18 protein-coding genes are annotated in these 21,980 nt (G+C 74.6%); 9 read left to right on the forward strand and 9 right to left on the reverse strand.

Annotation, left to right across the window (positions count from 1 at the left end):
* Positions 1-156 precede the first annotated feature (156 nt).
* The gene (zapE, locus tag B7P34_RS23210; protein WP_223268137.1) at positions 157-1,311 is read right to left on the reverse strand and encodes a cell division protein ZapE; all 1,155 of its coding nucleotides are present in this window, start codon (positions 1,309-1,311) and stop codon (positions 157-159) included.
* 71 nt (positions 1,312-1,382) lie between these two features.
* Here zapE and B7P34_RS23215 point away from each other — a divergent pair, with 71 nt between their 5' ends.
* Together B7P34_RS23215 and B7P34_RS23220 are read left to right on the forward strand one after the other, a co-directional pair.
* Positions 1,383-2,213 (forward strand): pyrimidine reductase family protein, encoded by an 831-nt coding sequence (locus B7P34_RS23215; protein ID WP_106679438.1) that lies wholly within the window; start codon positions 1,383-1,385, stop codon positions 2,211-2,213.
* A gap of 164 nt (positions 2,214-2,377) precedes the next feature.
* Entirely contained in the window at positions 2,378-2,878 is a 501-nt protein-coding gene (locus B7P34_RS23220; RefSeq protein WP_106679439.1) for an indole-3-glycerol phosphate synthase, read from the forward strand.
* A 40-nt stretch (positions 2,879-2,918) separates the two neighbouring features.
* On the opposite strand, the gene B7P34_RS23225 is transcribed toward B7P34_RS23220, so the two are convergent.
* Both B7P34_RS23225 and B7P34_RS23230 read right to left on the reverse strand, forming a co-directional pair.
* Positions 2,919-3,641, reverse strand: a complete 723-nt coding sequence (locus tag B7P34_RS23225) for an ABC transporter ATP-binding protein (protein ID WP_223268142.1) — start codon at positions 3,639-3,641, stop codon at positions 2,919-2,921.
* Positions 3,642-3,745: 104 nt separating this feature from the next.
* Positions 3,746-4,825, reverse strand: coding sequence for an ABC transporter permease (locus B7P34_RS23230; protein ID WP_106679441.1), 1,080 nt, complete (start codon positions 4,823-4,825; stop codon positions 3,746-3,748).
* Positions 4,826-5,010: 185 nt separating this feature from the next.
* Here B7P34_RS23230 and B7P34_RS23235 point away from each other — a divergent pair, with 185 nt between their 5' ends.
* The 4 genes from B7P34_RS23235 to msrB all read left to right on the forward strand — a co-directional run bounded on the left by B7P34_RS23235 (position 5,011) and on the right by msrB (position 8,908).
* Positions 5,011-6,321 (forward strand): sensor histidine kinase, encoded by a 1,311-nt coding sequence (locus B7P34_RS23235; RefSeq protein ID WP_223268138.1) that lies wholly within the window; start codon positions 5,011-5,013, stop codon positions 6,319-6,321.
* A complete protein-coding gene (locus B7P34_RS23240) occupies positions 6,318-6,992 on the forward strand; it encodes a response regulator (protein WP_106679442.1) in 675 nt (224 codons plus the stop codon). The genes B7P34_RS23235 and B7P34_RS23240 overlap by 4 nt, the downstream gene beginning before the upstream one ends.
* An 80-nt stretch (positions 6,993-7,072) precedes the next feature.
* On the forward strand, positions 7,073-8,467 hold the full coding sequence (gene murC / locus B7P34_RS23245) for a UDP-N-acetylmuramate--L-alanine ligase (protein WP_106679444.1): 1,395 nt from the start codon (positions 7,073-7,075) through the stop codon (positions 8,465-8,467).
* Between the two features lie 33 nt (positions 8,468-8,500).
* Entirely contained in the window at positions 8,501-8,908 is a 408-nt protein-coding gene (gene msrB, locus B7P34_RS23250) for a peptide-methionine (R)-S-oxide reductase MsrB (RefSeq protein WP_106679445.1), read from the forward strand.
* 24 nt (positions 8,909-8,932) lie between these two features.
* Here the strand turns inward: msrB and B7P34_RS23255 are convergent, their stop codons facing one another.
* The 4 genes from B7P34_RS23255 to lpdA form a co-directional block, all read right to left on the reverse strand.
* Positions 8,933-9,223 (reverse strand): hypothetical protein, encoded by a 291-nt coding sequence (locus tag B7P34_RS23255; RefSeq protein ID WP_106679447.1) that lies wholly within the window; start codon positions 9,221-9,223, stop codon positions 8,933-8,935.
* A 79-nt stretch (positions 9,224-9,302) separates the two neighbouring features.
* The gene (gene treZ, locus B7P34_RS23260) at positions 9,303-11,063 is read right to left on the reverse strand and encodes a malto-oligosyltrehalose trehalohydrolase (protein WP_106679449.1); all 1,761 of its coding nucleotides are present in this window, start codon (positions 11,061-11,063) and stop codon (positions 9,303-9,305) included.
* Between the two features lie 53 nt (positions 11,064-11,116).
* Entirely contained in the window at positions 11,117-12,052 is a 936-nt protein-coding gene (locus B7P34_RS23265; protein ID WP_106679451.1) for a GNAT family N-acetyltransferase, read from the reverse strand.
* A gap of 99 nt (positions 12,053-12,151) precedes the next feature.
* Positions 12,152-13,552, reverse strand: a complete 1,401-nt coding sequence (gene lpdA, locus B7P34_RS23270; RefSeq protein ID WP_286157505.1) for a dihydrolipoyl dehydrogenase — start codon at positions 13,550-13,552, stop codon at positions 12,152-12,154.
* A gap of 131 nt (positions 13,553-13,683) precedes the next feature.
* Here lpdA and B7P34_RS23275 point away from each other — a divergent pair, with 131 nt between their 5' ends.
* Complete coding sequence (locus B7P34_RS23275) at positions 13,684-14,589, forward strand: LysR family transcriptional regulator (RefSeq protein WP_223268139.1); 906 nt, start codon at positions 13,684-13,686, stop codon at positions 14,587-14,589.
* Positions 14,590-14,655: 66 nt separating this feature from the next.
* Here B7P34_RS23275 and treY read toward each other — a convergent pair whose 3' ends face one another.
* Both treY and glgX read right to left on the reverse strand, forming a co-directional pair.
* Positions 14,656-17,088 carry a malto-oligosyltrehalose synthase gene (gene treY, locus B7P34_RS23280; RefSeq protein ID WP_106679477.1) on the reverse strand — a complete coding sequence of 811 codons (2,433 nt, stop codon included), beginning with the start codon at positions 17,086-17,088 and terminating at the stop codon, positions 14,656-14,658.
* A gap of 127 nt (positions 17,089-17,215) precedes the next feature.
* Entirely contained in the window at positions 17,216-19,342 is a 2,127-nt protein-coding gene (glgX, locus tag B7P34_RS23285; RefSeq protein ID WP_106679455.1) for a glycogen debranching protein GlgX, read from the reverse strand.
* Positions 19,343-19,851: 509 nt separating this feature from the next.
* Between glgX and B7P34_RS23290 the strand changes: the two genes are divergently transcribed.
* A complete protein-coding gene (locus B7P34_RS23290; protein ID WP_223268140.1) occupies positions 19,852-21,012 on the forward strand; it encodes an SAV2148 family HEPN domain-containing protein in 1,161 nt (386 codons plus the stop codon).
* A gap of 136 nt (positions 21,013-21,148) precedes the next feature.
* Positions 21,149-21,874, forward strand: coding sequence for a 3'-5' exonuclease (locus B7P34_RS23295; RefSeq protein ID WP_106679457.1), 726 nt, complete (start codon positions 21,149-21,151; stop codon positions 21,872-21,874).
* Positions 21,875-21,980: the final 106 nt, after the last annotated feature.

Consider the following 21,980-nt stretch of genomic DNA (forward strand, 5'->3'; position numbering starts at 1 on the left):
CGCGCGGGGAGCGGGTGGCTTCGCTTCGGAACGTTCCGGCCGGGGCGGCTGCGGCGGCCGGCCGCCCGTATGCGCCCGGACCTGCTCCGCGGCGGCCCGTGCCGCTGCGGTGGCGCGGCACGGCCCGGCGGTGCCGGACCGTCCGCAGCCCGTGGATCAGGCCTCGGCCTCGACGAGCTTCTTCGCGTCGCGCGCCAGCGCCGTGAGCCGGGATATCGCCCGGAAGTACTTCTTCCGGTAGCCGCCGGCCAGCATCTCCGCGCTGAACAGCTCGTCGAACGGCCGCCCGGAGGCCAGGACCGGTATCTCGCGGTCGTACAGCCGGTCCGCGAGGACGACCAGCCGCAGCGCCGTGGACTGGTCCGGCACCGGCTCGACGCCCGTCAGGCACACGGCCCGCACGGAGTCGCACATCGCGCCGTAACGGCTGGGGTGGACCTTGGAGAGGTGCTCCAGGAGCGCGGGGAAGGTGTCGAGCGAGGCGCCCTCGGTGGTTTCAGCCGTACGGGTGACGGTCGCGTCGTCGTACGGGGCGGGCGCCTCCGGCAGGCCGCGGTGGCGGTAGTCCTCGCCGTCGATGCGCAGGGGGCGGAAGTGGGCCGACAGCCCCTGTATCTCGCGCAGGAAGTCCGCCGCGGCGAACCGGCCCTCGCCGAGCTTGCCCGGCAGCGTGTTGGAGGTCGCGGCGAGCGCGACGCCCGCCTCGACCAGCTTGCCCAGCAGGGTGGAGACGAGGACCGTGTCGCCCGGGTCGTCGAGCTCGAACTCGTCGATGCACAGGAGGCGGTGGCCGCTGAGGGTCTTGACGGTCTGCTGGAAGCCCAGGGCGCCGACGAGGTTGGTCAGCTCCACGAAGGTGCCGAACGCCTTCAGCTCCGGGGCCGCCGGGGTGGCGTGCCACAGGGAGGCCAGCAGGTGGGTCTTGCCGACGCCGTACCCGCCGTCGAGGTAGACGCCGCGCGGGCCGGCCGCCGCGGCCGGCTTCGCCTCGCGCCGGAACCAGCGCTTGCGGCCCCCGCCGCCGGCGCTCGCGCCGCCGAGGCCGCCCGCGAAGCCGCTGAGGACCGTGACGGCCTCGGCCTGGCTGGGCTGGTCGGCCGCCGGTATGTAGTTGTCGAAGCGGACCGTGCCGAAGCGGGGCGGCGGCACCATCTCGGCGACCAGGCGGTCGGCCGGGACGTGCGGGGCGCGCGAGGTCAGCGCTATCGGGGAGCCGGTACCGGCGCCGGGTATCGGGCCCGAGGCGTCGGAGGGGGCCGACGGGGCCGGTGAGGCGGCTGCGCCGGAAGCGGAGGCGGTGGTGGGTGACACGGCTATCCAGCCTAGCCGCTGAACACCGGCTGCCGGCCGCCGGAAGAGCGAGGCATGTCACACTGCGGCCTATGCGACGCCTGTTCCCCGTGCCCCTGCAGTCTCCCTCCGCCTCTGCTTCCCCTTCTTCACCCTCTTCCTCGTCCACAGAGGACCGCACCTGGGAGCTGGAGGAGCTCGCCGAGGCGTACGCCTACCCGGAGGCCGCGGCCGGGAGCGGCGACGACGGCACGGCGCCGAGGGCGTGGCTGCGCGCCAACATGGTCTCCTCGCTCGACGGCGCGGCCCACCACGACGGGCGCTCGCAGCCGCTGTCCTCCGCCGCCGACATGCGCGTCTTCGGCACGCTGCGCGGCCTCGCGGACGCCGTCGTCGTCGGCGCGGAGACCGTCCGCCAGGAGGGCTACCGGCCCGCCCGCGCCCGCGAGGCGTTCGCGGCGCGCCGGGCGGCGCTCGGCCAGGGACCCGCGCCGGTGATCGCGATCGTGAGCGCGGGGCTCGACCTGGACTTCACCCTGCCCTTGTTCCGGGAGCCGCTGGTGCCGACCATCGTGCTGACGGGTGCGGACGCCCCCGAGGAGCGGGTCGCCGCGGCCCGCGCGGCCGGGGCCGAGGTGCTCGTGGCGGGCGAGGGGCGCCGGGTGGACCCCGCGCGGGTGCCGAAGGTGCTGGCCGCGCGCGGTCTGACCAGGCTGCTCACCGAGGGCGGCCCGCAGCTGCTGGGGCAGTTCGCGGCGGCGGGCGTGCTCGACGAGCTGTGCCTGACGCTGGCGCCGCTGGTCGCGGGCGGCACGGCGACCCGGATCGTGAACGGTCCCGGCATGCCCGTGCCGGAACGATTCGTCCTCGCCTCGCTCCTCGAAGAGGGAGGATTTCTGTTCAGCCGGTACCACAGAATCTGACAATCGGCGGAATATCCCGTTCCGGTTACCCGTCGGTGGGCAGAATTGAGTCGGACGCGCCCGCAGGGGCACGTGACCAGAACAGGCGGGCCCAGGGGAGGCACGCGCAGGATGGTTTCTGTTGGCCGTTGGGCCGGTGGCCCACGAGGAGAAGGGCTCCCACCGTGTTCACGAGCGTATTGATGATCGAGCAGCCGCTGTCCGCCACCGACGTCGACTTCGTCACCACCCTCCACGACGACGAGCTGTCCTTCGTCGTCCTCATGCAGCCCAGAGGCGCCGAGGACCGCCTGCTCCGGGCCATCGACGACGTCGCCCTCGGCGAGCTGGAACGGGCCGTGCACGAGGCCGACGAGCCGGAGGGCGAGCAGGCCCTCCGCCCGGCGGCCCTGGCCCTCGAGCACTCGCTCCGCAGTCTCCGGGAGGCGGGCTGCGAGGCCGTGGGCCAGCTGGTCGAAGGGCACCCGCTGGACCTGTTGAAGTCCGTGGTCGAGCAGACCCACGCCGACGAGGTGATCGTGCTGACCGCACCGCACCTGGTGGAGGAGTTCTTCCACCGCGACTGGGCCTCCCGGGCCCGGCACAAGGTCGGCGTGCCCGTCCTCAAGCTCTACGCCCACAACGACGAGGAGGACTACGCCCTGGGGGACGTCGGGGAGGCGTGAGGGCCGGGCCGCCGCCCGGGGGCACGGCCGCCCTCAGCCCTCAGCGCAGCCGCCCGTCGGCCATCGTCAGGACTCGGTCCGCGCGGCCGAGCAGCGCCCGGTCGTGCGTCACCAGCACCGTCGCCGTCCCGTGCGCCCGGGTCACCGCGGCGAGCAGTTCCACGACCCGCTCGCCGCGCTCGTGATCCAGCGCCGACGTCGGCTCGTCCACCAGCAGCACGGACGGGCCGCCGGACAGCGCGCGGGCGATGTTCACCCGCTGCCGCTCGCCCCCGGACAGCTGGTGCGGGCGGCGGCGCCGCTTCGCCGCGTCCAGGCCCACCGACTCCAGCAGCTCCGCCGCCCGCTCCCGGGCGGCGGCCCGTACGCTCCTGCCCCGCAGGCCCCCGATCCCGCCGCGCAGGTGCGCGACGGCCAGCAACTGCTCCTCGGCGGTCAGCGACGGCAGCAGGTTCGCCTGCTGGAAGACGATGCCGATCCGCTCCCGGCGCAGCGACGTAAGGGCCCGGGCGCTCATGGGCCCCGTGTCCTGCCCGGCCACGGTCACGCGCCCCTCGTCGGGCCGCAGCAGCGTGGCCGCCACCGCGAGCAGGCTGGACTTCCCCGAGCCGGAGGGGCCGGCGACGGCGACGAGCTCGCCGGGCGCCACGTCCAGGGACACCGCGTCGAGGGCGGTCAGCCGGCGGTCGCCGTCCGGGTAGGTGAGAGTGACGGAATTCAGCGACAGGGCGGGTTCCGGCGGCGGGGCGGGGTCGGTGCGCAGGCCGGATTCCGGCGACAGTGCAGGGTCCAGCGGCCGGGCAGGGGCCGGCGACAGAGCAGGATCCGGCGAGAGGGCAGGATCCAGCGGCAGATCAGGGGTGGTGTTCACCGAGAGGCTCCCAGGGCGGTCAGCGGGTCGACGGACGTGATGCGGCGCACGGCGAGGGCGGAGCCGGCCAGGCCCAGCAGCACCATGGCCGCGACGGGCACGGCCACGGTCGCCGCGCCCAGCTCGAACGGCACCGATGCCGACGCGAGCGCCCCGCCGGCCGCCCCCGCCGCCGCGCCGAGCAGGGACCCGGCGGCCAGCACGACCGCGGCCTGCCCGAGCGCGTCCCGCACGAGGTAGGCGCTGCTCGCCCCCACCGCCTTGAGCACCGCGACATCCGGCCTGCGCTGCACCGTCCACACCGTGAAGAAGGCGCCGACGACCAGGGCGCTCACCACGAACAGGAAGCCCTGGATCATCCGCAGGGTGCCGTGCTCGGCCGCGTAGCCGTCGATCCCGTCCAGGGCCTCGCCGACGGAGACCGCCTTCGTGGACCGCGCGGCGTCCCCGGCCGGCCGCCCGCCGCCGTCCACGGCGAGCGCGGTCGGCTGCGCCTGGTGGCTCACCCGCTGCCACGTCGCGAGCGTCGTCCACACGCTCGGGGCGTGGCCGTGGCTGCGGTCCTCGGTGACGCCCGAGACGGTCAGCTCCTCGGTGCCGAGCGTGATCCGGTCGCCGGTGCGCAGCCCGGCGTCGCGCGCCACGCGCTCGCTCACGGCCACCTCGCCGCCGCCCGGTGCGGAGCCGGCCGGCCCGCGGCCCGAGAGCAGGGCGGGCCGCAGCCGGTCCGGCGTCCCGAAGACGCTCACCGACTCCGCCCGGCCGCCCGCCGTCAGCCGCGTCATCGCCACGCCGAACGGCTCCGCGGAGCGCACGCCCGCCGCCTCCCGCCAGGCCCGCTGCTGCGCGGCGTCCACCGAGCTGTTCGAGAACGACACCTCCGGCCCGGCCCCGGCGGGCGCGCCGAAGACGATCCGCCCGGCCGGCAGGCCCGCCACGGCGGACGACGCCTCCCGCGCCAGGCCGTCGGTCAGGCCGTAGAGAAAGACCACGAGGGTCGTGATGAGCGTGACCACGGCACCCATCAGGGCGAACCGCCCCCGGGCGAAACGGATGTCACGGAGCGCGACGAACAAGGACCCTCTACTCCTCTGCTTCCGGGCTCTGAACAGGACTCCTCCACACTCCCGCGCAGAAGCCTCACCGCCATCAGGGCAAGGACTGGTCCGCGGCCCGTCCGTACGGTGCACCCGAAAATCAATCGAACGGTTGAGGGCGGCAGCGGGCGGGCCTCCGGGCGCAGGCCCGTACGCTCGATGGGGTGAGCCGAACGACCCCCTCCGCCCTCCGCGCCCGGCGCGCGGTGCGGCCCGCGCCGGACGGCGTCGCCGTGCCCCCGCCCGGCGCCGACATGCCCTCCCTGCGCCTCGTCCGCCTCGCGCTGCACGGCTCCTTCTACGCGCTCCTGGCCATCGCCGCCGCCCCGGCCGCCGCCGGCAGCAAGCCCACGGTGACCCTGCTGCCCGCAGCCGTGCTCGCGGTCGTCTACGGCCTCGGCATCGTCCGGACCACCGCCCGCCGCGGGCTCTGGCTCACCGCCGTCACCGGCCTGTGGCTCCTGCTGCTCGCCATGGACCACGGCTACAGCTACGTGGCCTTCCCGCTGTTCTTCCTCTTCCTGGGCGCCCTGCCCGTCCGCTGGGCGCATCCCGCCATCGCCGCGGCCACCGCCGCCGTCGTGGCCGCCCAGGCCGCCGCGCCCGGCGGGCTCACCGCCGCCAAGGTGATCGGCCCCGTCGCCGGCGCCGCCGTCGCCATCCTCACCGGCTACGGCTACGCCGCGCTCTACCGCGAGAGCCGCAAGCGCCAGCAGCTCATCGACGACCTGCTGCGCACGCGCGACGAGCTCGCCGCCGCCCAGCGCGAGGCCGGCCGGCTCGCCGAGCGCCAGCGGCTCGCCCGCGAGATCCACGACACCCTCGCCCAGGGCCTGTCCAGCATCGTCCTGCTCGCCCGCGCCGCCGAGACCGCCGCCCCGGACACCGCCCGCGAGCGCGTCCGCGAGATCGGGCTGACCGCCTCCGACAACCTCGCCGAGGCCCGCCGCTTCGTCCAGGCCCTCACCCCGCCCGCCCTGGAGGACGCGCCGCTGCCCGAGGCGCTGCGCCGGGTCACCGCGCGCACCGTCCCCGGGGCCGTCTTCCGCCTCGACGGCGACCCCCGCACGCTCCCCATGGAGACCGAGGTCGCCCTGCTGCGCCTCACGCAGGAGGCCCTCGCCAACGTCGCCCGCCACGCGCACGCCGACCGCACCGCCGTCACCCTCGCCTTCCTCGACGGGCAGGTCACCCTCGACATCTACGACGACGGCGTCGGCTTCACCCCGGGCGACGGCCGCGCCGACGGCCGCCGGACCTTCGGCCTGCACGGCATGCGCGAACGCATCGCCGCCCTCGGCGGCACCCTCACCGTCGAGTCGGCCCCGGGGGAGGGCACGGCGATCGCGGCGGCGGTGCCGGTGGGTGCCGGGACAAGGGCGGAGCATCAGTCTCCGCCGCAACGGCGATCAGCCACGACGGCGGAGTCCGGCGGTGCCGGACCGGCCGCCACCCCTGAGGGGGCCGCGGCATGAGCGGGCCCGCACACCCGGAAGGCGCCGGCCGCCGCGAGGCCGTTCGCGTCCTGATCGTCGACGACCACCCCGTCGTGCGCCGCGGCCTGCGCGCCATGGTCGACGACCTCCCCGACGTGGAGGCCGTCGGCGAGGCCGCCGACGGCGCCGCGGCCCTGCGGCTGCTCGACGACGGCACCCGCCCGGACGTCGTCCTCATGGACCTCCAGATGGGCGACGGCATGCACGGCGTCGAGGCCACCCGCCGCATCACCGCGCGGCCCTCCCCGCCCGCCGTCCTCATCCTCACCACCTACAGCACCGACGCCGACATCCTCGCCGCCGTCGAGGCCGGCGCCACCGGCTACCTCCTCAAGGACGCCCCGCCCGAGGAGGTCGCCGCCGCCGTCCACGCCGCATCCCGCGGCGAAACGGTCCTCGCCCCGCCCGTCGCCGCCCGGCTGCTGGGCCGCGTGCGCGCCGGGGGCAGGCCCGCCCTCACCCAGCGCGAGACCGAGATCCTCGGACTGGTGGCCGAGGGCCTGGCCAACAAGCAGATCTCCCGCCGCCTCTTCATCAGCGAGGCGACGGTCAAGACCCACCTCGTCCACATCTACGGAAAGCTCGGCGTCGACAGCCGCACGGCGGCCATCGCGGCGGGCCTGGCGGCGGGGCTGATCCGGGCGGTGTGACGGGGGAGGACGGGGCTGCCGGCGCGAGGTGCAAGAATCGGGCCCTGACACCCAGCAAGCTGCGACAGGGAGCACCGCACATGGCACCGGCCGTCCCCACGACGATGGACCGACCGCACTTCATCGGCATCGGCGGCGCCGGCATGTCGGGCATCGCGAAGATCCTCGCCCAGCGCGGCGCGCAGGTCGCGGGCAGCGACGCGAAGGAGTCCGCGACCGCCGAGGCGCTGCGCGCCCTGGGCGCGACGGTGCACATCGGCCACGCCGCGGAGCACCTGGCGGCCGACGCGACCTGCGTCGTCGTCTCCAGCGCCATCCGCGCGGACAACCCCGAGCTGGCCGCGGCCGCCGAGCGCGGCATCCCCGTCGTGCACCGCTCGGACGCCCTCGCCCGCCTGATGGACGGGCTGCGCCCGATCGCCGTCGCCGGCACCCACGGCAAGACGACGACGACGTCGATGCTCGCCGTCTCCCTGGACGCCCTCGACCTGGACCCGTCGTACGCCATCGGCGGCGACCTGAACGGCCCCGGCACCAACGCCCTCCACGGCTCCGGCGACATCTTCGTCGCCGAGGCGGACGAGAGTGACCGCAGTTTCCACAAGTACGCGCCCGAGGTCGCCATCGTCCTCAACGTGGAGCTGGACCACCACGCGAACTACGCGTCGATGGACGAGATCTACGAGTCCTTCGAGACGTTCGTCGGCCGCGTCCGCCCCGGCGGCACGCTGGTGATCTCCGCCGACCAGGCGGGCGCCCGCGAGCTCACCGAGCGGGTCTCCGGCCGTCACGACATCGAGATCGTCACCTACGGCACGGCCGAGGACGCCGACGTGCGCGTCCTGAAGGTCACCCCGCGCGGCCTGTCCAGCGAGGTCACCATCCTGCTGAACGGCAAGATGCTCACCTTCGCCGTCTCCGTGCCCGGCAGCCACTACGCCCACAACGCCGTCGCCGCCCTCGCCGCGGGCGTGGCCCTCGGCATCCCGGCGCACAACCTGGCCTCCGCGCTCGGCAAGTTCACCGGCGTGGGCCGCCGCCTGCAGCTCAAGGGCGAGGCGGCCGGCGTGCAGGTCATCGACTCGTACGCCCACCACCCCACCGAGATGACCGCCGACCTGGAGGCCATCCGCGGCGCCGCGGCCGGCTCCCGCGTCCTGGTCGTCTTCCAGCCGCACCTGTTCTCCCGCACCCAGGAGCTCGGCACCGAGATGGGGCAGTCCCTGACCTTGGCCGACGCCTCCGTGGTCCTCGACATCTACCCCGCCCGTGAGGACCCGGTCCCGGGCATCACCAGCGCCCTGATCATCGACGCGGCCGAGAAGGCCGGCGCCGACGTCCGCGCCGAGCACGACATGACGGCGATCCCGGACGTCGTCGCGGGAATGGCCCGCCCCGGCGATCTCGTTCTGACCATGGGCGCGGGAGACGTCACGGACCTCGGTCCGAAGATCCTGGCCCGCCTGGAGAGCTGAACCGGAAAGCCGTATCCCCGAAAGGCGAGCGACATGGCGTACGAGGTCGAGAAGACGGACGAGCAGTGGCGCGCGGAGCTCTCCCCGGCGGAGTACCAGGTGCTCCGCCGGGCCGGCACCGAGCCCGCCTTCCGGGGCGAGTACACCGACACGAAGACGGCGGGCGTCTACTCCTGCCGCGCGTGCGGCGCGGAGCTCTTCCGCTCCACGGAGAAGTTCGAGAGCCACTGCGGCTGGCCGAGCTTCTACGACCCGAAGGACTCCGCCGCCGTCGAGCTGATCGACGACCGCTCCCACGGCATGGTCCGCACCGAGGTCCGCTGCGCCCGCTGCGGCTCCCACCTGGGCCACGTCTTCGAGGGCGAGGGCTACCCCACCCCCACGGACCAGCGGTACTGCATCAACTCCATCGCCCTGCGCCTGGAGCCGGCGGAGGGCTGAGGCCGGGGGAGGGCCGGAGCCTGCTCACTTGTGTGCGGAGAGGCCCTTCTTCAGGTCGTCGTAGGTCATGACGGGGAGCAGTTCGACGTCGGCCTCCATCTCGAGCAGGAGCGCCTCCAGCGTGGCGGGTATCTGCGACGGGTCCGCCAGGTCGAAGACGAGCGTGCAGGTGCGGCCGCCGTCCATGGGGCCGAAGTAGGCGGCTTCGGGGTTGGTGCGATCCATCAGGTCCTGCACGAACTTCCCCAGTTCGCCGCGCCTGTAGACCTCGTTCGAGGCGTGGGTGTCCAGCCGGGCCCTGAGCATCATGCGCATGGCTCATCGTCCCCTCGGCGCGGCGCACCGCACCCGGCGCTCCGGCTCCGCGCTCACTGAGGCGCGGATGCGCCCGTCTTCAGCGTCTCTCCGGGGCGGGGCCGTCGCAACGCAGCACGGCCGCCGAGGCGGGCGGCAGGTGGAGGACGCCGTCCGGCCCGGGGAGGCGCACGGGGTGCCAGGCGGCCAGGACCTCGGTCGCCCGGGGGGTGCCCAGTGGTAGTGCGGCCGGTGCGGCGGTGGGGTTGACGGCCGTGCACAGGGTGCCGCGGCGCAGGACGGCCGTGCCGCCGGGGTCCACGTCGGCGGTCGTGGCGGAGAGCGGGCCCGGGTCCGGTTCGGCGCGGCGGAGGGCGATCAGGCGGCGGTGCCAGTCCAGCAGGGAGCGGTGCGGCTCGTGCTCGGGCTCGTTCCAGTCCAGGCAGGAGCGGGCGCGGGTGGCCGGGTCCTGCGGGTCGGGGATCTCGTCGGCGGACCAGCCGTGCGCGGCGAACTCGCGCCGGCGGCCGGTGCGGACCGCCTCGGCCAGCTGCGGGTCCGTGTGGTCGGTGAAGAACTGCCAGGGGGTGCGGGCGCCCCACTCCTCGCCCATGAACAGCATGGGGGTGAAGGGCCCGCCGAGGACGAGCGCGGCGGCGCAGGCGAGCAGGCCGGGGGAGAGGCGGGCCGCGAGCCGGTCGCCCTGGGCGCGGTTGCCGATCTGGTCGTGGTTCTGGGCGTAGCCGACGAGGCGGTGCGCGGGGGTGGCCGCCGGGTCGAGGGGGCGGCCCCACGGGCGGCCGCGGAAGGAGGAGTGCGTGCCGTCGTGGAAGAAGCCGCCGCGCAGCGTCTTGGCGAGCGCCGCGGCCGGGCCGGCGGCGAAGTCGGCGTAGTAGCCCTGGGACTCGCCGGCCAGGAGGGTGTGCAGGGCGTGGTGGAAGTCGTCGTTCCACTGGGCGTGCAGGCCGAGGCCGCCGGCGGGGCGCGGCGTCACCGTGGCCGGGTCGTTCAGGTCGGACTCCGCGATGAGGAACAGCGGCCTGCCCAGCCGCGCGGCCAGCGCGTCGACGGCGCCGGACAGCTCGGCGAGGAAGTGCTTGGGCCGGTTGTCGGCGAGGGCGTGGACGGCGTCGAGCCGCAGCCCGTCCAGGCGGTAGTCGCGCAGCCACGCCAGCGCACTGCCCGTCAGGTACGCGCGGACCTCGTCGGAGCCGGGGGCGTCGAGGTTGACGGCCGCGCCCCACGGCGTGTGGTGGGTGTCGGTGAAGTACGGCCCGAAGGCGGGCAGGTGGTTGCCGGAGGGGCCGAGGTGGTTGTGCACCACGTCCAGGACGACGCCGAGGCCGAGCGCGTGGGCGGCGTCGACGAAGCGGGCGAGGCCCGCGGGCCCGCCGTAGGGCTCGTGCACGGCCCACAGGGAGACGCCTTCGTACCCCCAGCCGTGTGTGCCCGGGAACGGGCACACGGGCATCAGCTCCACATGGGTGACGCCCAGTCCGGCGAGGTGCGGCAGGCGCGCGGCCGCCGCGTCGAAGGTGCCCTCGCGGGTGAACGTGCCCACGTGCAGCTCGTAGAGGACCGCTCCGGTCAGCTCCCGGCCCGCCCACGCGTGCCGCCACGCGAAGCCACCGGGGCCGGCGACGGCGCTCAGCCCGTCGGGCCCGTCGGGCTGGCGGCGCGAGCGCGGATCGGGCCGTACGGGGCCGCCGTCGAGGGAGAAGCCGTAGCGGGTGCCGTCCCCGCCCGGCGCCTCCCGCCGCCACCAGCCGGCCCGCGCCGGATCCCGCTCCATCGCGTACGCCCGGCCGCCGGCGTGCAGCGTCACCTGCCCGGCCCGCGGCGCCCACACCTCGAACAGCACTGGCGGCTCCTTCCGGCCGTGGCGAGCGCAGTGCTGTCCATGGTGCCCCGGGGTCAGCCCTCCCGGGGCGGAAGCAGGTCGATGCGCTCCTGGCTCACGGGGTAGCCGGCCTTCGCGAAGTGCGCCGCCATCGGGAAGTTGCCCTGGTCGGTGGCGGCCGCGATGCGCGTGGCGCCCTCGTCCACCAGGTCGCGCGTGCACTCCACGAGCAGGTCGTAGGCGTAGCCGCGGCCGCGCTGCCCGGGCACGACGCCGATGTAGCCCACGCACGGACCGGCCGGGTTGTGCGCGGGGATGTGGATGCCGACGAGCTCGCCGCCGGGCGTGTGGGCGAGCTTCCACCACGCGCGGGGCGACGGCAGCCAGTGGAGGAACTCCATCGCGTCGTCGACGGCCGCTTCCAGGCCGAGTTCGGCGACGTTCCTGGAATCGTGGGCGTCGAGCGTCCCGTGCATGGTGCGGCCGAGCACGTCGCGGATGACCGCGTCGTCGGGCTCGGAGCGGTACACCAGCCGCCCCGTGCGCTCCGGCAGCGGGCAGCCGGTCGTCCACTCGTAGCGGAAGCGCTCGACGAGGACCCGCATCCCGGCGGCCTCGGCGGCCGCGACGCGGGCCTCGACGGCGGCGCGCACGTCCGGCAGGTCGCGCCAGCCGGGCGGGGCGATGAGGCAGTACTCGGAGCTCAGGGGCGCGGTGCGCAGCACCTCGGACGCCGCCTCCGCCTCGCCGTCGGCGAAGTCGAACCAGTCGAGGGCCTTGGGCGTCTCGTCGCCCGGCCCTCCCCACCAGGCGGCGCGGGCCACGACCTTGCCGTCGCGCAGGGCCACCCAGGTCCAGTCGGGCCGGTACTCCCCGCCCTTGTGGACGGGCACGTACGTGTGGCCGAAAGCGCCCTTGCCGACGAGGGCGGGGGCCGGGGCCGAGGAGTCGAAGGAGGCGAACAGGTGGGTGTCGTGCTCGGTGAGCGCGCGGACGACCAGGTCGGTCATGGGGTCCTTCCGGAAGGGAATCGTTGCGCAGAGGGTGCGCGGACCCGGTCCCGCCCGTCCACTGATTTCTTCACCCGCCGTGCGCCGCACGCTCGTTCCTCACATCTGGTGCAGCCCCCGCCCCGCCAGCGACAGCATCACCTCGCCCACCGCCTCCGACAGCGTCGGGTGCGGATGGACGTGCTGGGCGACGTCCGTGGCCTCCGCGTCCCAGCCGACGGCCAGCTGGCTCTCCGCGATCATCTCCGAGACGTGCGGGCCCACCAGGTGGACGCCGAGCAGCCGGCCGCCGCCCTTCTCGGCGACGGCCTTCACCACGCCGCCCTGCCCGTGCACCATGCCCTTGGCGACGGCCGTCAGCGGCATGGAGTTGACCTCGACGTCGAACCCGCGCTCGCGCGCCTCCGCCTCCGTCAGGCCGACCGAGGCCGTCTGCGGGCTGGAGTACGTGACGCGCGGCACGGCGGCGTAGTCGACCGGCCGCGGAGCCCGCCCGGCCAGGGTCTCGGCGACCAGCAGCCCCTCCGCGAAGGAAGCGTGGGCCAGACCGAGGGAGGGCGGCGGCAGCAGGTCGCCGACGACGTGGATGCCCGGCACCGCCGTCTCCAGGCGCGACCAGTCGGCCGGCCGCACGAAGCCGCGGGCGTCGACGGCGAGACCGGCCGCCGCGAGGCCGAGACCGTCGGTGACCGGCACCCGGCCCACGGCCACCATCAGCCGCTCCGCCATGACGGTGCGCACCTCCCCCTCGGCGGTGCGCAGCGTGGCCCGCACCCCGCCCTCGTGGACGGCGGCCTCCTCCAGCCGCGCCCCCGTCCGCACGTCGATGCCGCGCTTCTTCAGACCCCGCGTCAGATACCGGCTCACGTCGGCGTCCTCCAGCGGCAGCAGCCGGTCCGCCGCCTCCACGAGCGTCACCGCGGCGCCCATGGAGCGGTGCAGGGACGCGTACTCGACGCCGATGGCACCCCCGCCCAGCACCAGCACCGACCCCGGCAGCCCGGGCGCGAACAGCGCGTCGTCGCTGGTCACCACGCGCGTGCCGTCGGCCTCCAGGCCGGGCAGCGTGCGCGGCCGGGAACCGGTCGCGAGGACGACTCCCCTCCGGGCCGTCCATCGCGCGCCCGCGTCCGCACCCGAGTCGATGCGTATGCTCCGTGCGTCCGTCAGCGACGCGGAGCCGCGCACCACGCGTACGCCGGCATGCGCCAGATGACCCTCCACGCCCCGGTGGTTGCGGGAGACGATGTCGTCACGGGTCGCGGTCAGAGCGGACCAGTCGACCGACTCCAGGGTCGCCTTCACCCCCCACCGCTCGCGCGCTTCCGCGATGCCGTCCACGAGCTCCGCCGCGTGCAGCATCGCCTTGCTGGGTATGCAGCCGCGGTGCAGACAGGTCCCGCCCACGAGGTCGCGCTCCGCGAGGACGACGCCGAGGCCGAGCGCCGCGGCCCGCAGGGCGGTGCTGTAGCCGCCCGTGCCGCCGCCGATCACGATCACGTCTGTTTCCCGTGTTTCCTGCAAGCCTGTTTCGCGCATGACGTCACCCTGCGCCGTCAGCGATCATGAGTCCAACGCAATGTTTCGATGGAACCCATGACCAGGGTTCATGAGCACTCAGGGGGCCGGGCATGAGCCTGCGGCAGATGGAGTACCTCGTCGCCGTCGTCGAAGAGGAGTCCTTCACCCGCGCCGCCGAGCTCCTCAACGTCACCCAGTCCGCGCTCTCCCACCAGATCAAGGCCCTGGAACGCGACGTCGGCGGCCCGCTCCTGGAACGCCGCCCGCGCGGCATCGGCCTCACGCCCATGGGCCGCGCCTTCCTCCCGCACGCCGAACTCGCCGTCCGCAGCGCCGAACAGGCCCGCCGGGCGGCGAAGGCCGCGGCCGGAGCGGCCGGCGGCGAACTGCACGTCGCCTCGCTGCACGCCCTCGCGGTCGGCGTGCTGCCGCCCGTCTTCGCCCGCTGGCGCCGCGCCTTCCCCGCCGTCCGCCTCCACCTCCACGAGTACGCGACCACGGAGGAACTGCGCGACCACATGGAACGCGGCGTCGCCGACATCGCCGTCGGCCCCCGCCCGGAGGGCTGGCACGGCCCCGTCATCCCCCTCGGCGACGAGGAGATCATGGTGATCACCTCGGCCGGCGACCCCCTCGCCGCCCGTACGGAGCCGGTCACGCTGCCCCAACTGGCCGACCGCGACTGGGTGCGCTGCGCCCTCGAACCGCTCGTCCAGGGAAAGCGCTGGCTGGACTGGGTCTGCGAACAGAGCGGCTTCAGCCCCCGTACGGCCGTCTGGACGGAACACTCCTCGACCGCCGTCCGGATGGCGGTGGCCGGGCTGGGCCTGGTCGCCGCGCCCGTGCACATGGCGCGCGACGTGCCCGGCGCCGTGACCGTCCCCGTCGACCCGCCGTGGCGCCGCGAGCAGACCGCGTTCACCCGGGTCGGCCTGACGGGCATCACGGCGGCGTTCGTGGAACTGTGCGGGGAGCTGGCGTTCGGGGGGCCGGTGCCGGTGCGGGGCGCCCCATAGGGGGCGCGGGGAACTGCGCGACCAGCCACATACGACTCGCAGTCGACAACGCACCCGGCCGGGCACTCAACTCCGTAGGAGAAGCGCCACCGGCTGGTGTTCCAGCAGCTCAGCCAGCATGGCACGCCCTTCGAAGGATGTACCCGTTAGCACCTCGCGCCACCGCCCCCCGCCCGGCAGCCCCAGCACCGTCTCCCGGAACCCCCCGCCGGAGGCGAGCCGTCGCCGCAGCCGCGACACGACGCTGACCACCGCTCCGGAGCGGGCGAACGCCACGACGTGCTCCGCGGCCGGACCGTCCGCGGCCAGCGGCTCGTACGAGGAGCCCTCGCCGAACCACTCGGGCCGCTCGCGGCGCAGCCGCAGCACGGTGCGCGTCAGGTGCAGCTTCTCGGCGGACAGCCCGTGCGTACCGGCCCGGTCCTCGGAGAAGACCGGCGGCCGCCGGTTGTCGGGGTCGACCAGGGCGGCGTACGCGCGCTCCGTGCCCATGTAGAGGTCCGGGACGCCCGGCATGGTCAGGTGCAGCAGGGCCGCGCCGAGCGTGTTGGCCCGTACGGACGGCCGCAGCGCGTCTTCCAGGGGCGCGAGCGCGGCGCGGGCCGTGCCGCCCGGGCCTCCCGCGACGAACGCTTCCACCGCCGCCTCGTACGCCGCGTCCGGCTCGGTCCACGTCGTGCGCAGCCCCGCTTCGCGCACGCTCTTGAGCACGGCGGCGACGAGCCGCGACGCGTGGGCGGGCCCGTCGGCGGACCCGTCGGCGGGCGGGCTCGCAGGGCCGAGCCCGAAGGCGGTCTGCCAGGCCAGCCACGCCGTGTGCGGGTCGGGCGCGCAGGGCTCCGCGGCCGCCAGCCGCTCCATCAGGTCACCCCACTCCTCGGGGCATTCGCTGAGGGCGGCGATGCGGGCCCGTACGTCGGCGCTGCGCTTGGTGTCGTGGGTGGAGAGCACGGTGCCGGTGGCGGGCCAGTCGCGCTGGAGCCGGGCGCAGTAGGCGTGGAAGTCCTCGGGGGAGACCGCGGGCCGCCCGGGGTCGCCGCCGACCTCCGCGGCGGACAGCAGGGGCGCGTGCCGGTAGAAGGCGGTGTCCTCGACGGACTTGGCGCGCAGCGCGGAGGCGGTCTGCGCGAACCGCGCGCAGAAGTCCCGGTGGTCGGGGCCCTGCCCCAGGCGGCCGAGCGCCGCGTCGCGGACCACCTCGGCCGCGGCGGCCTCCTCGGGGACGGCGAAGGCGCCGCGCGCGTCCTGGGCGGCCTGGTCGAGGAGGGCGGCGTCGACGGGGGCGGCCGGCCGGCCGGGCGCGGCGTAGGGGCGGTAGACGGGCAGCCGGACGAGGATCTCGTGCAGGGCCGTGCGCAGGGCCCAGGGCGCGGTGTCGCGCAGCCGGTGGGAGGCCTCGCAGATCCGGCCGGCGGTCCGGACGAGCCGTTCGGACTCCGCGGCGAGCTCGTGGGTGATGACCTTGTACGCGGCGCGCCGGACCGTCGCGGGCCAGTCGCCGCCGCGGTCGGGCGGCAGGCCGGTGAAGTCGCGGTAGCGGGCGCCGAGCGCGGCCGCGCCCCCGGGGTCGAGGAAGAGGCCGTCGAGGCGGCGCAGGGCGTCGTAGCCGGTGGTGCCGGCGACGGGCCAGCCTGCGGGCAGCTGCTCGTCGCTGCCGAGGATCTTCTCGACGACCGTCCACCGGCCGTCCGTGGCCTCGGCGAGCCGGTGCAGGTAGCCCGCGGGGTCGGCGAGGCCGTCGGGGTGGTCGACGCGCAGCCCGTCGATCACCCCCTCGCGCAGCAGCTGGACGACCTTGCCGTGGGTGGCGGCGAAGACCTCGGGTTCCTCGACGCGGACGGCGATCAGCTCGGAGACGGTGAAGAAGCGCCGGTAGTTGAGCTCGGTGCGGGCAAGACGCCACCAGGCGGGCCGGTACCACTGGGCGTCGAGCAGCTCGGGCAGCGGCAGCCGCTCGGTGCCGGGCCGCAGGGGGAACGCGTGGTCGCCGTAGCGCAGGACGGGCCCGGCGGCGTCCCCGTCCGTGCGGTCGGCGACCGTGAAGCGCCCCAGCTCCGCGCCGAGCGGCCCGGCCAGGACGGGGAGCAGCACCTTGCCGCCGTGCTCGGCCCAGTCGATGTCGAACCAGCGGGCGTAGCGCGAGGCCGGGCCGTCCCGCAGGACCTCCCACAGGGGGCTGTTGAGCGTGGCGGGCGCGGGCACGGCCATGTGGTTGGGGACGATGTCCAGGACGAGGCCGAGCCCGTGCTCCCGGGCGGTGCGCGAGAGCGACCGCAGGCCCTCCTCGCCGCCGAGCTCCGCCCGTACGGCCGAGTGGTCGGTCACGTCGTAGCCGTGGGTGGAGCCGGGGACGGCCTCCAGGACGGGCGACAGGTGCAGGTGCGACACCCCGAGCGAGGCCAGGTACGGCACGGCCTCCTCGGCCGCTCGGAACGGGAAGGCGGGCTGGAGCTGGAGCCGGTAGGTGGCGGTCGGCGCGGTGCGGTGCGGGGGCCTCATGGGAACGTACGTACCCACTTGGCGTGGCTTTGCCGCGAGGTTCCTCGCGGGGCCACCAGGACGGTGGGCACGGCACCACCGGACTCCGCCGTCGTGGTGCTGCGCCGCCGCGGCGGAGGAAGCGTGCCTACGCGGGCCGCTGCAGCACCGTCAGGCTGCGGTCCGCCAGGGTCAGCCGGTCCCCCGCACGGACCTTCGGCCCATCCGTCTCGACGCCCTCCGCGCTCGCGGTGTCGACCACGACCTGCCACTGCCTGCCGTGGTCGGCGGGGACGACGAAGTCGAGCGGCTTGTCGTGCGCGTTGAACATCAGCAGGAAGGAGTCGTCGACGACCGGCTCGCCGCGCGGCCCCGGCTCGGAGATCGCCCCGCCGTTGAGGAAGACCGTCAGGGACTTGGCCTGGGCGGCCTGCCAGTCGCTGTCCCGCATCTCTTCACCCTCGTGGGTGAACCAGGCGATGTCGGACAGCTCGTCGTGCGTGCCCTGCACGGGGCGGCCGTGGAAGAAGCGGCGGCGCCGGAAGACCGGGTGGTCGCGGCGCAGCCACACCATCGCGCGGGTGAAGGCGAGCATCCGGCGGGCGCGCGTGGAGGACGCGTCGCCGGGGTGCGGCCAGTGCACCCAGGAGACGTCGTTGTCCTGGCAGTAGGCGTTGTTGTTGCCGCGCTGGCTGCGCGCGAACTCGTCGCCGTGGCTGAGCATGGGCACGCCCTGGGACACCAGCAGCGTGGCGATGAAGTTGCGCATCTGGCGTTCGCGCAGGGCGAGCACGTCGGGGTCGCTGGTCTCTCCCTCGGTCCCGCAGTTCCAGGACCGGTTGTGGTTCTCGCCGTCGCGGTTGTCCTCGCCGTTGGCCTCGTTGTGCTTGCCGTTGTACGCGGTGAGGTCGTGCAGGGTGAAGCCGTCGTGGCAGGTGACGAAGTTGATGGAGGCCAGCGGGCGGCGGCCGTCGCCCTGGTAGAGGTCGGAGGAGCCGGTCAGGCGCGAGCCGAACTCCGCGAGGGTGGCCGGCTCGCCGCGCCACAGGTCCCGCGCCGTATCCCGGAATTTTCCGTTCCACTCGGCCCAGAGCGGGGGGAAGTTCCCGACCTGATAGCCGCCCTCGCCGACGTCCCACGGCTCGGCGATCAGCTTCACCCGGCTCACCACCGGATCCTGCTGGACCAGGTCGAAGAACGACGACAGCCGGTCCACCTCGTGGAACTGGCGCGCGAGCGTCGCCGCCAGATCGAAGCGGAAGCCGTCCACGCGCATCTCCGTCACCCAGTACCGCAGCGAGTCCATGATGAGCTGCAGGACGTGCGGGCTGCGCATCAGCAGGGAATTGCCGGTGCCGGTGGTGTCCATGTAGTACTGCGGGTCGTCCGCCAGCCGGTAGTACGAGGCGTTGTCCAGGCCACGGAAGGACAGCGTCGGCCCCAGGTGGCTCCCCTCGGCCGTGTGGTTGTAGACCACATCCAGAATGACCTCGATGCCCGCCGCGTGCAGCGCCCGCACCGCCGACTTGAACTCCAGCACCTGCTGGCCCCGGTCGCCCCAGGAGGCGTAGGCGTTGTGCGGGGCGAAGAAGCCGATGGTGTTGTAGCCCCAGTAGTTGGCCAGCCCCGCGTCCACCAGCCGGTGGTCGTTGACGAACTGATGGACCGGCATCAGCTCGATCGCCGTCACCCCCAGCTCCGTCAGGTGCTCCAGCACCGCCGGATGGGCCAGCGCCGCGTACGTGCCCCGGATCTCCTCCGGCAGCGCGGGGTGGCGCATCGTCAGGCCCTTCACATGGGCCTCATAGATGACCGTGCGGTGATAGTCGGTGCGCGGCGGGCGGTCGTCCCCCCAGTCGAAGTACGGATTGACCACGACCGACGTCATCATGTGCGGCGCCGAGTCCATGTCGTTGCGCTTCTCCGGCCGCCCGAAGTGGTAGCCGTACACCGCCTCGCTCCAGTCGACGGCCCCGCTCACGGCCCGGGCGTAGGGGTCCAGCAGCAGCTTGGCGGAGTTGCAGCGGTGGCCGCGCTCCGGCTCGTACGGGCCGTGCACCCGGAAGCCGTACCGCTGACCCGGCATCACCCCCGGCAGGTAGGCGTGCCGTACGAAGGCGTCGCTCTCGCGCAGCTCGACCGCCGTCTCCGAGCCGTCGTCGTGCAGCAGGCACAGCTCGACCCGCTCGGCGACCTCCGAGAAGACCGCGAAGTTGGTGCCGGCGCCGTCGTACGTCGCGCCGAGGGGATACGCCTGTCCCGGCCAGACCTGCATCGACTCTTCCGTTCTTCCGTCGTCCCCGGTCCTGTCGTACCGGTGGTCACGCGCGCGCACGGGCCGAAGCGGCATCCTCGCCCAATCGGAGCCGACGGGCCGCCCTTTCGCCAGATCTTCCCCAAAAGGAGCGCCGCCACCGCCCTCTTCGGCTCGTCCGACCGGGTGACCCGGCGGTACCCGGCCCCCGTCCGCACGGGCCGCGGGACACCCCGGCCACCGCGCCCGTACGCGCCCCCGCACGGCCCTCACCGCGCTTTTTGCGCCCCCGCCGCTATGAAACCGCTCACTCCCCGCCCCGGGGCCCCGGACAACAGCCACAGGGAACCGCAGAGTTGACGGGGGACCGGCGGCGTCCGGGTGCAGGGCCTCCCGCCCGCGCAGTAGTCTGCCTTGATCGTTGGACGGGGGCGGAAGGGCGGTGCACTGTGAGCTCGGGCGGGCTGGAGCTGCCCCCTGGAGACGGAGGTCCCGGGGGTGACGGCTCGGCCGACACACCTCCCGGCGCCGTGTCCTTGGCGCGCCCCGTGGAGATCGGCGCCGCGCTGGACTGGGACGCCGACGCGTGGAGCGAGGTGCGCACCCGCGCCCGGCGCGCCGGGCGGGCCTACATCTGGCTCAACCTCGTGGAACAGCGGCTGCGTGCCGTCGTGGCCGCCGTGCTGCGGCCGGTCTACGAGCCCGTGCACGGCGAGGACGAGTGGGTCGTCGCCGCGGCCGGCCCCGCCGGGCAGGAGTGGGTGCAGCGGGCCGTGGCGGTGCGCGAGGTCAGCCGCCGCAAGGGCTACCTGCTGGACCCCGCCGACGACAACGTCCTCAGCTTCCTCACCCTGCCCCAGCTGCGCGAGCTCCTCGTCCAGCACTGGCCCTGCTTCGAGCCCTACCTCGACGACCGGCGCGAGCTGGAGCTGGCGCTGGACGAGCTCGAAGTCACGCGCAACGTCGTCTCCCGCAACCGCGCCCTGTCCGAGACCGTCCTCGCCCAGGCCGAGCGGGCCTCCGGCCGCCTCCTCGCCATCCTCGGCGGCGGCAGCGGCTCCGGCGCCGCGTCCGCCGACCGGCTGCCCGTCGACGCCGTCGAGGACATCGTGGGCGACCGCTACGCCGACGTCGTCGGCGTCCACCCCGACCGGGTCCGGCTGCAGCGCCAGCTGCCCGTCGAGGACCTCTTCGGCAGCGCCCGGCGCCTCGACGCCGTCGGCATAGGCCTGAACCTGCTCGTCCAGAACTACTCGGGGCGCCGGCTCGTCCGCCTCGCCGAGGCGGGCTGCCGGGCCCGCCTGCTCTTCCTCAACCCCGCCAGCAGCGCCGTGCGGCGCCGTGAGCGGGAGCTGGGCATCAAGAAGGGCGAGATGAGCCGGTCCGTCGAGATGAACATCATGCACATGCGGCGCGTGCGCGACCGGCTGCGGGACACCGCCGCCTTCGAGATCCGCGTCTTCGACGAGACGCCCCGCTTCACCGCCTACCTCGTCAACGGCGACGGCTCGGACGGCCTCGCCGTCGTCCAGTCCTACCTGCGCAAGGCCCGCGGCATGGAGGCGCCCGTGCTGGTGCTGCGCGGCGGCGGCACCGTCGTCCGCGACGGGCGCGAGCCCGAGCACGGGCTCTTCGAGACCTACCGCGAGGAGTTCGAGAGCGTGTGGGCGGACTCGCGGCCCGTGTCGTGACGCCCCGCGCCGCGCCTCCGGCGAGGGTCTGACGAGGGACTGACGAGGGACTGACGAGGTTCTGACGAGGGGCGATGTCAGTGGGGCGTGCGACGCTGGGGACCAGTCGGGGGAAGCACCACGAAGGGGGACCGCGATGGGGTGGCATCAGGAGCTGCTGATCGGCTTCGACCTGGAGACCACGGGGACGGACCCGGCCGAGGCGAGGATCGTCACGGCCGCCGTCGTCGAGACGAAGGGCGGTGAGCCGGTCGGGCGCCGGGAATGGCTGGCCGACCCCGGCATCCCCATCCCGGACGAGGCCGCGGCCATCCACGGCATCACCAGCGAGCGGGCGGCGCTCGGGCGGCCTGCCCGCGAGGTGGCCGACGAGATAGCCGGCATCCTCGTCGCCCACTGGTCGGCGGGCGCCGCCGTCGTCGCCTACAACGCCGCGTTCGACCTGACGATCCTCGCGGCGGAGCTCCGGCGGCACGGGCTGCCGTCGCTCGGCGAGCGGCTCGCCGCGGAGGGCCTCGCGGCCGGCGCGGCGGCGGAGACCGGTCCCGTCGTGGACCCGCTCACCATGGACCGCGCCCTCGACCGCTACCGCCGCGGCAAGCGCAATCTGGAGACCGTCTGCCGCGTCTACGGCGTCACCCTGGACGACGCCCACGAGGCGGGCGCGGACGCCCTCGCCGCGGTCCGCGTGGCCTGTGCCCTCGCCGACCGCTACCCGGAGGTCGCCGCGGCCGCCCCGTGGGACCTCCACCACGACCAGGTCCGCTGGTACGCGGACTGGGCCCGGGGGTACGAGGGCTGGCTGCGGCGCGGGGGGAATCCGACAGCAACGGTCGACCCCCGGTGGCCCCTCCGGGGCTGACATCGGTGTACGCGGTAGTTTCGCCCACCGCGCATTCCGCCGGACCCTCGCCGCGGTGGTTTCTCGCCGTGGCGGCGGGAGGGTTTCACCTGGCGGGTGAACTTCG

The organism is Streptosporangium nondiastaticum (genome assembly GCF_003011965.1).
Lineage (GTDB): Bacteria > Actinomycetota > Actinomycetes > Streptomycetales > Streptomycetaceae > Streptomyces > Streptomyces nondiastaticus.

Coding starts and splice junctions, on each gene's coding strand:
- B7P34_RS23215 (WP_106679438.1), top strand. CDS start 1,383: ATGCGACGCCTGTTCCCCGTGCCCCTGCAGTCTCCCTCCGCCTCTGCT.
- B7P34_RS23240 (WP_106679442.1), top strand. CDS start 6,318: ATGAGCGGGCCCGCACACCCGGAAGGCGCCGGCCGCCGCGAGGCCGTT.
- murC (WP_106679444.1), top strand. CDS start 7,073: ATGGCACCGGCCGTCCCCACGACGATGGACCGACCGCACTTCATCGGC.
- msrB (WP_106679445.1), top strand. CDS start 8,501: ATGGCGTACGAGGTCGAGAAGACGGACGAGCAGTGGCGCGCGGAGCTC.
- B7P34_RS23255 (WP_106679447.1), bottom strand. CDS start 9,223: ATGCGCATGATGCTCAGGGCCCGGCTGGACACCCACGCCTCGAACGAG.
- B7P34_RS23265 (WP_106679451.1), bottom strand. CDS start 12,052: ATGACCGACCTGGTCGTCCGCGCGCTCACCGAGCACGACACCCACCTG.
- B7P34_RS23275 (WP_223268139.1), top strand. CDS start 13,684: ATGAGCCTGCGGCAGATGGAGTACCTCGTCGCCGTCGTCGAAGAGGAG.
- treY (WP_106679477.1), bottom strand. CDS start 17,088: ATGAGGCCCCCGCACCGCACCGCGCCGACCGCCACCTACCGGCTCCAG.
- glgX (WP_106679455.1), bottom strand. CDS start 19,342: ATGCAGGTCTGGCCGGGACAGGCGTATCCCCTCGGCGCGACGTACGAC.
- B7P34_RS23295 (WP_106679457.1), top strand. CDS start 21,149: ATGGGGTGGCATCAGGAGCTGCTGATCGGCTTCGACCTGGAGACCACG.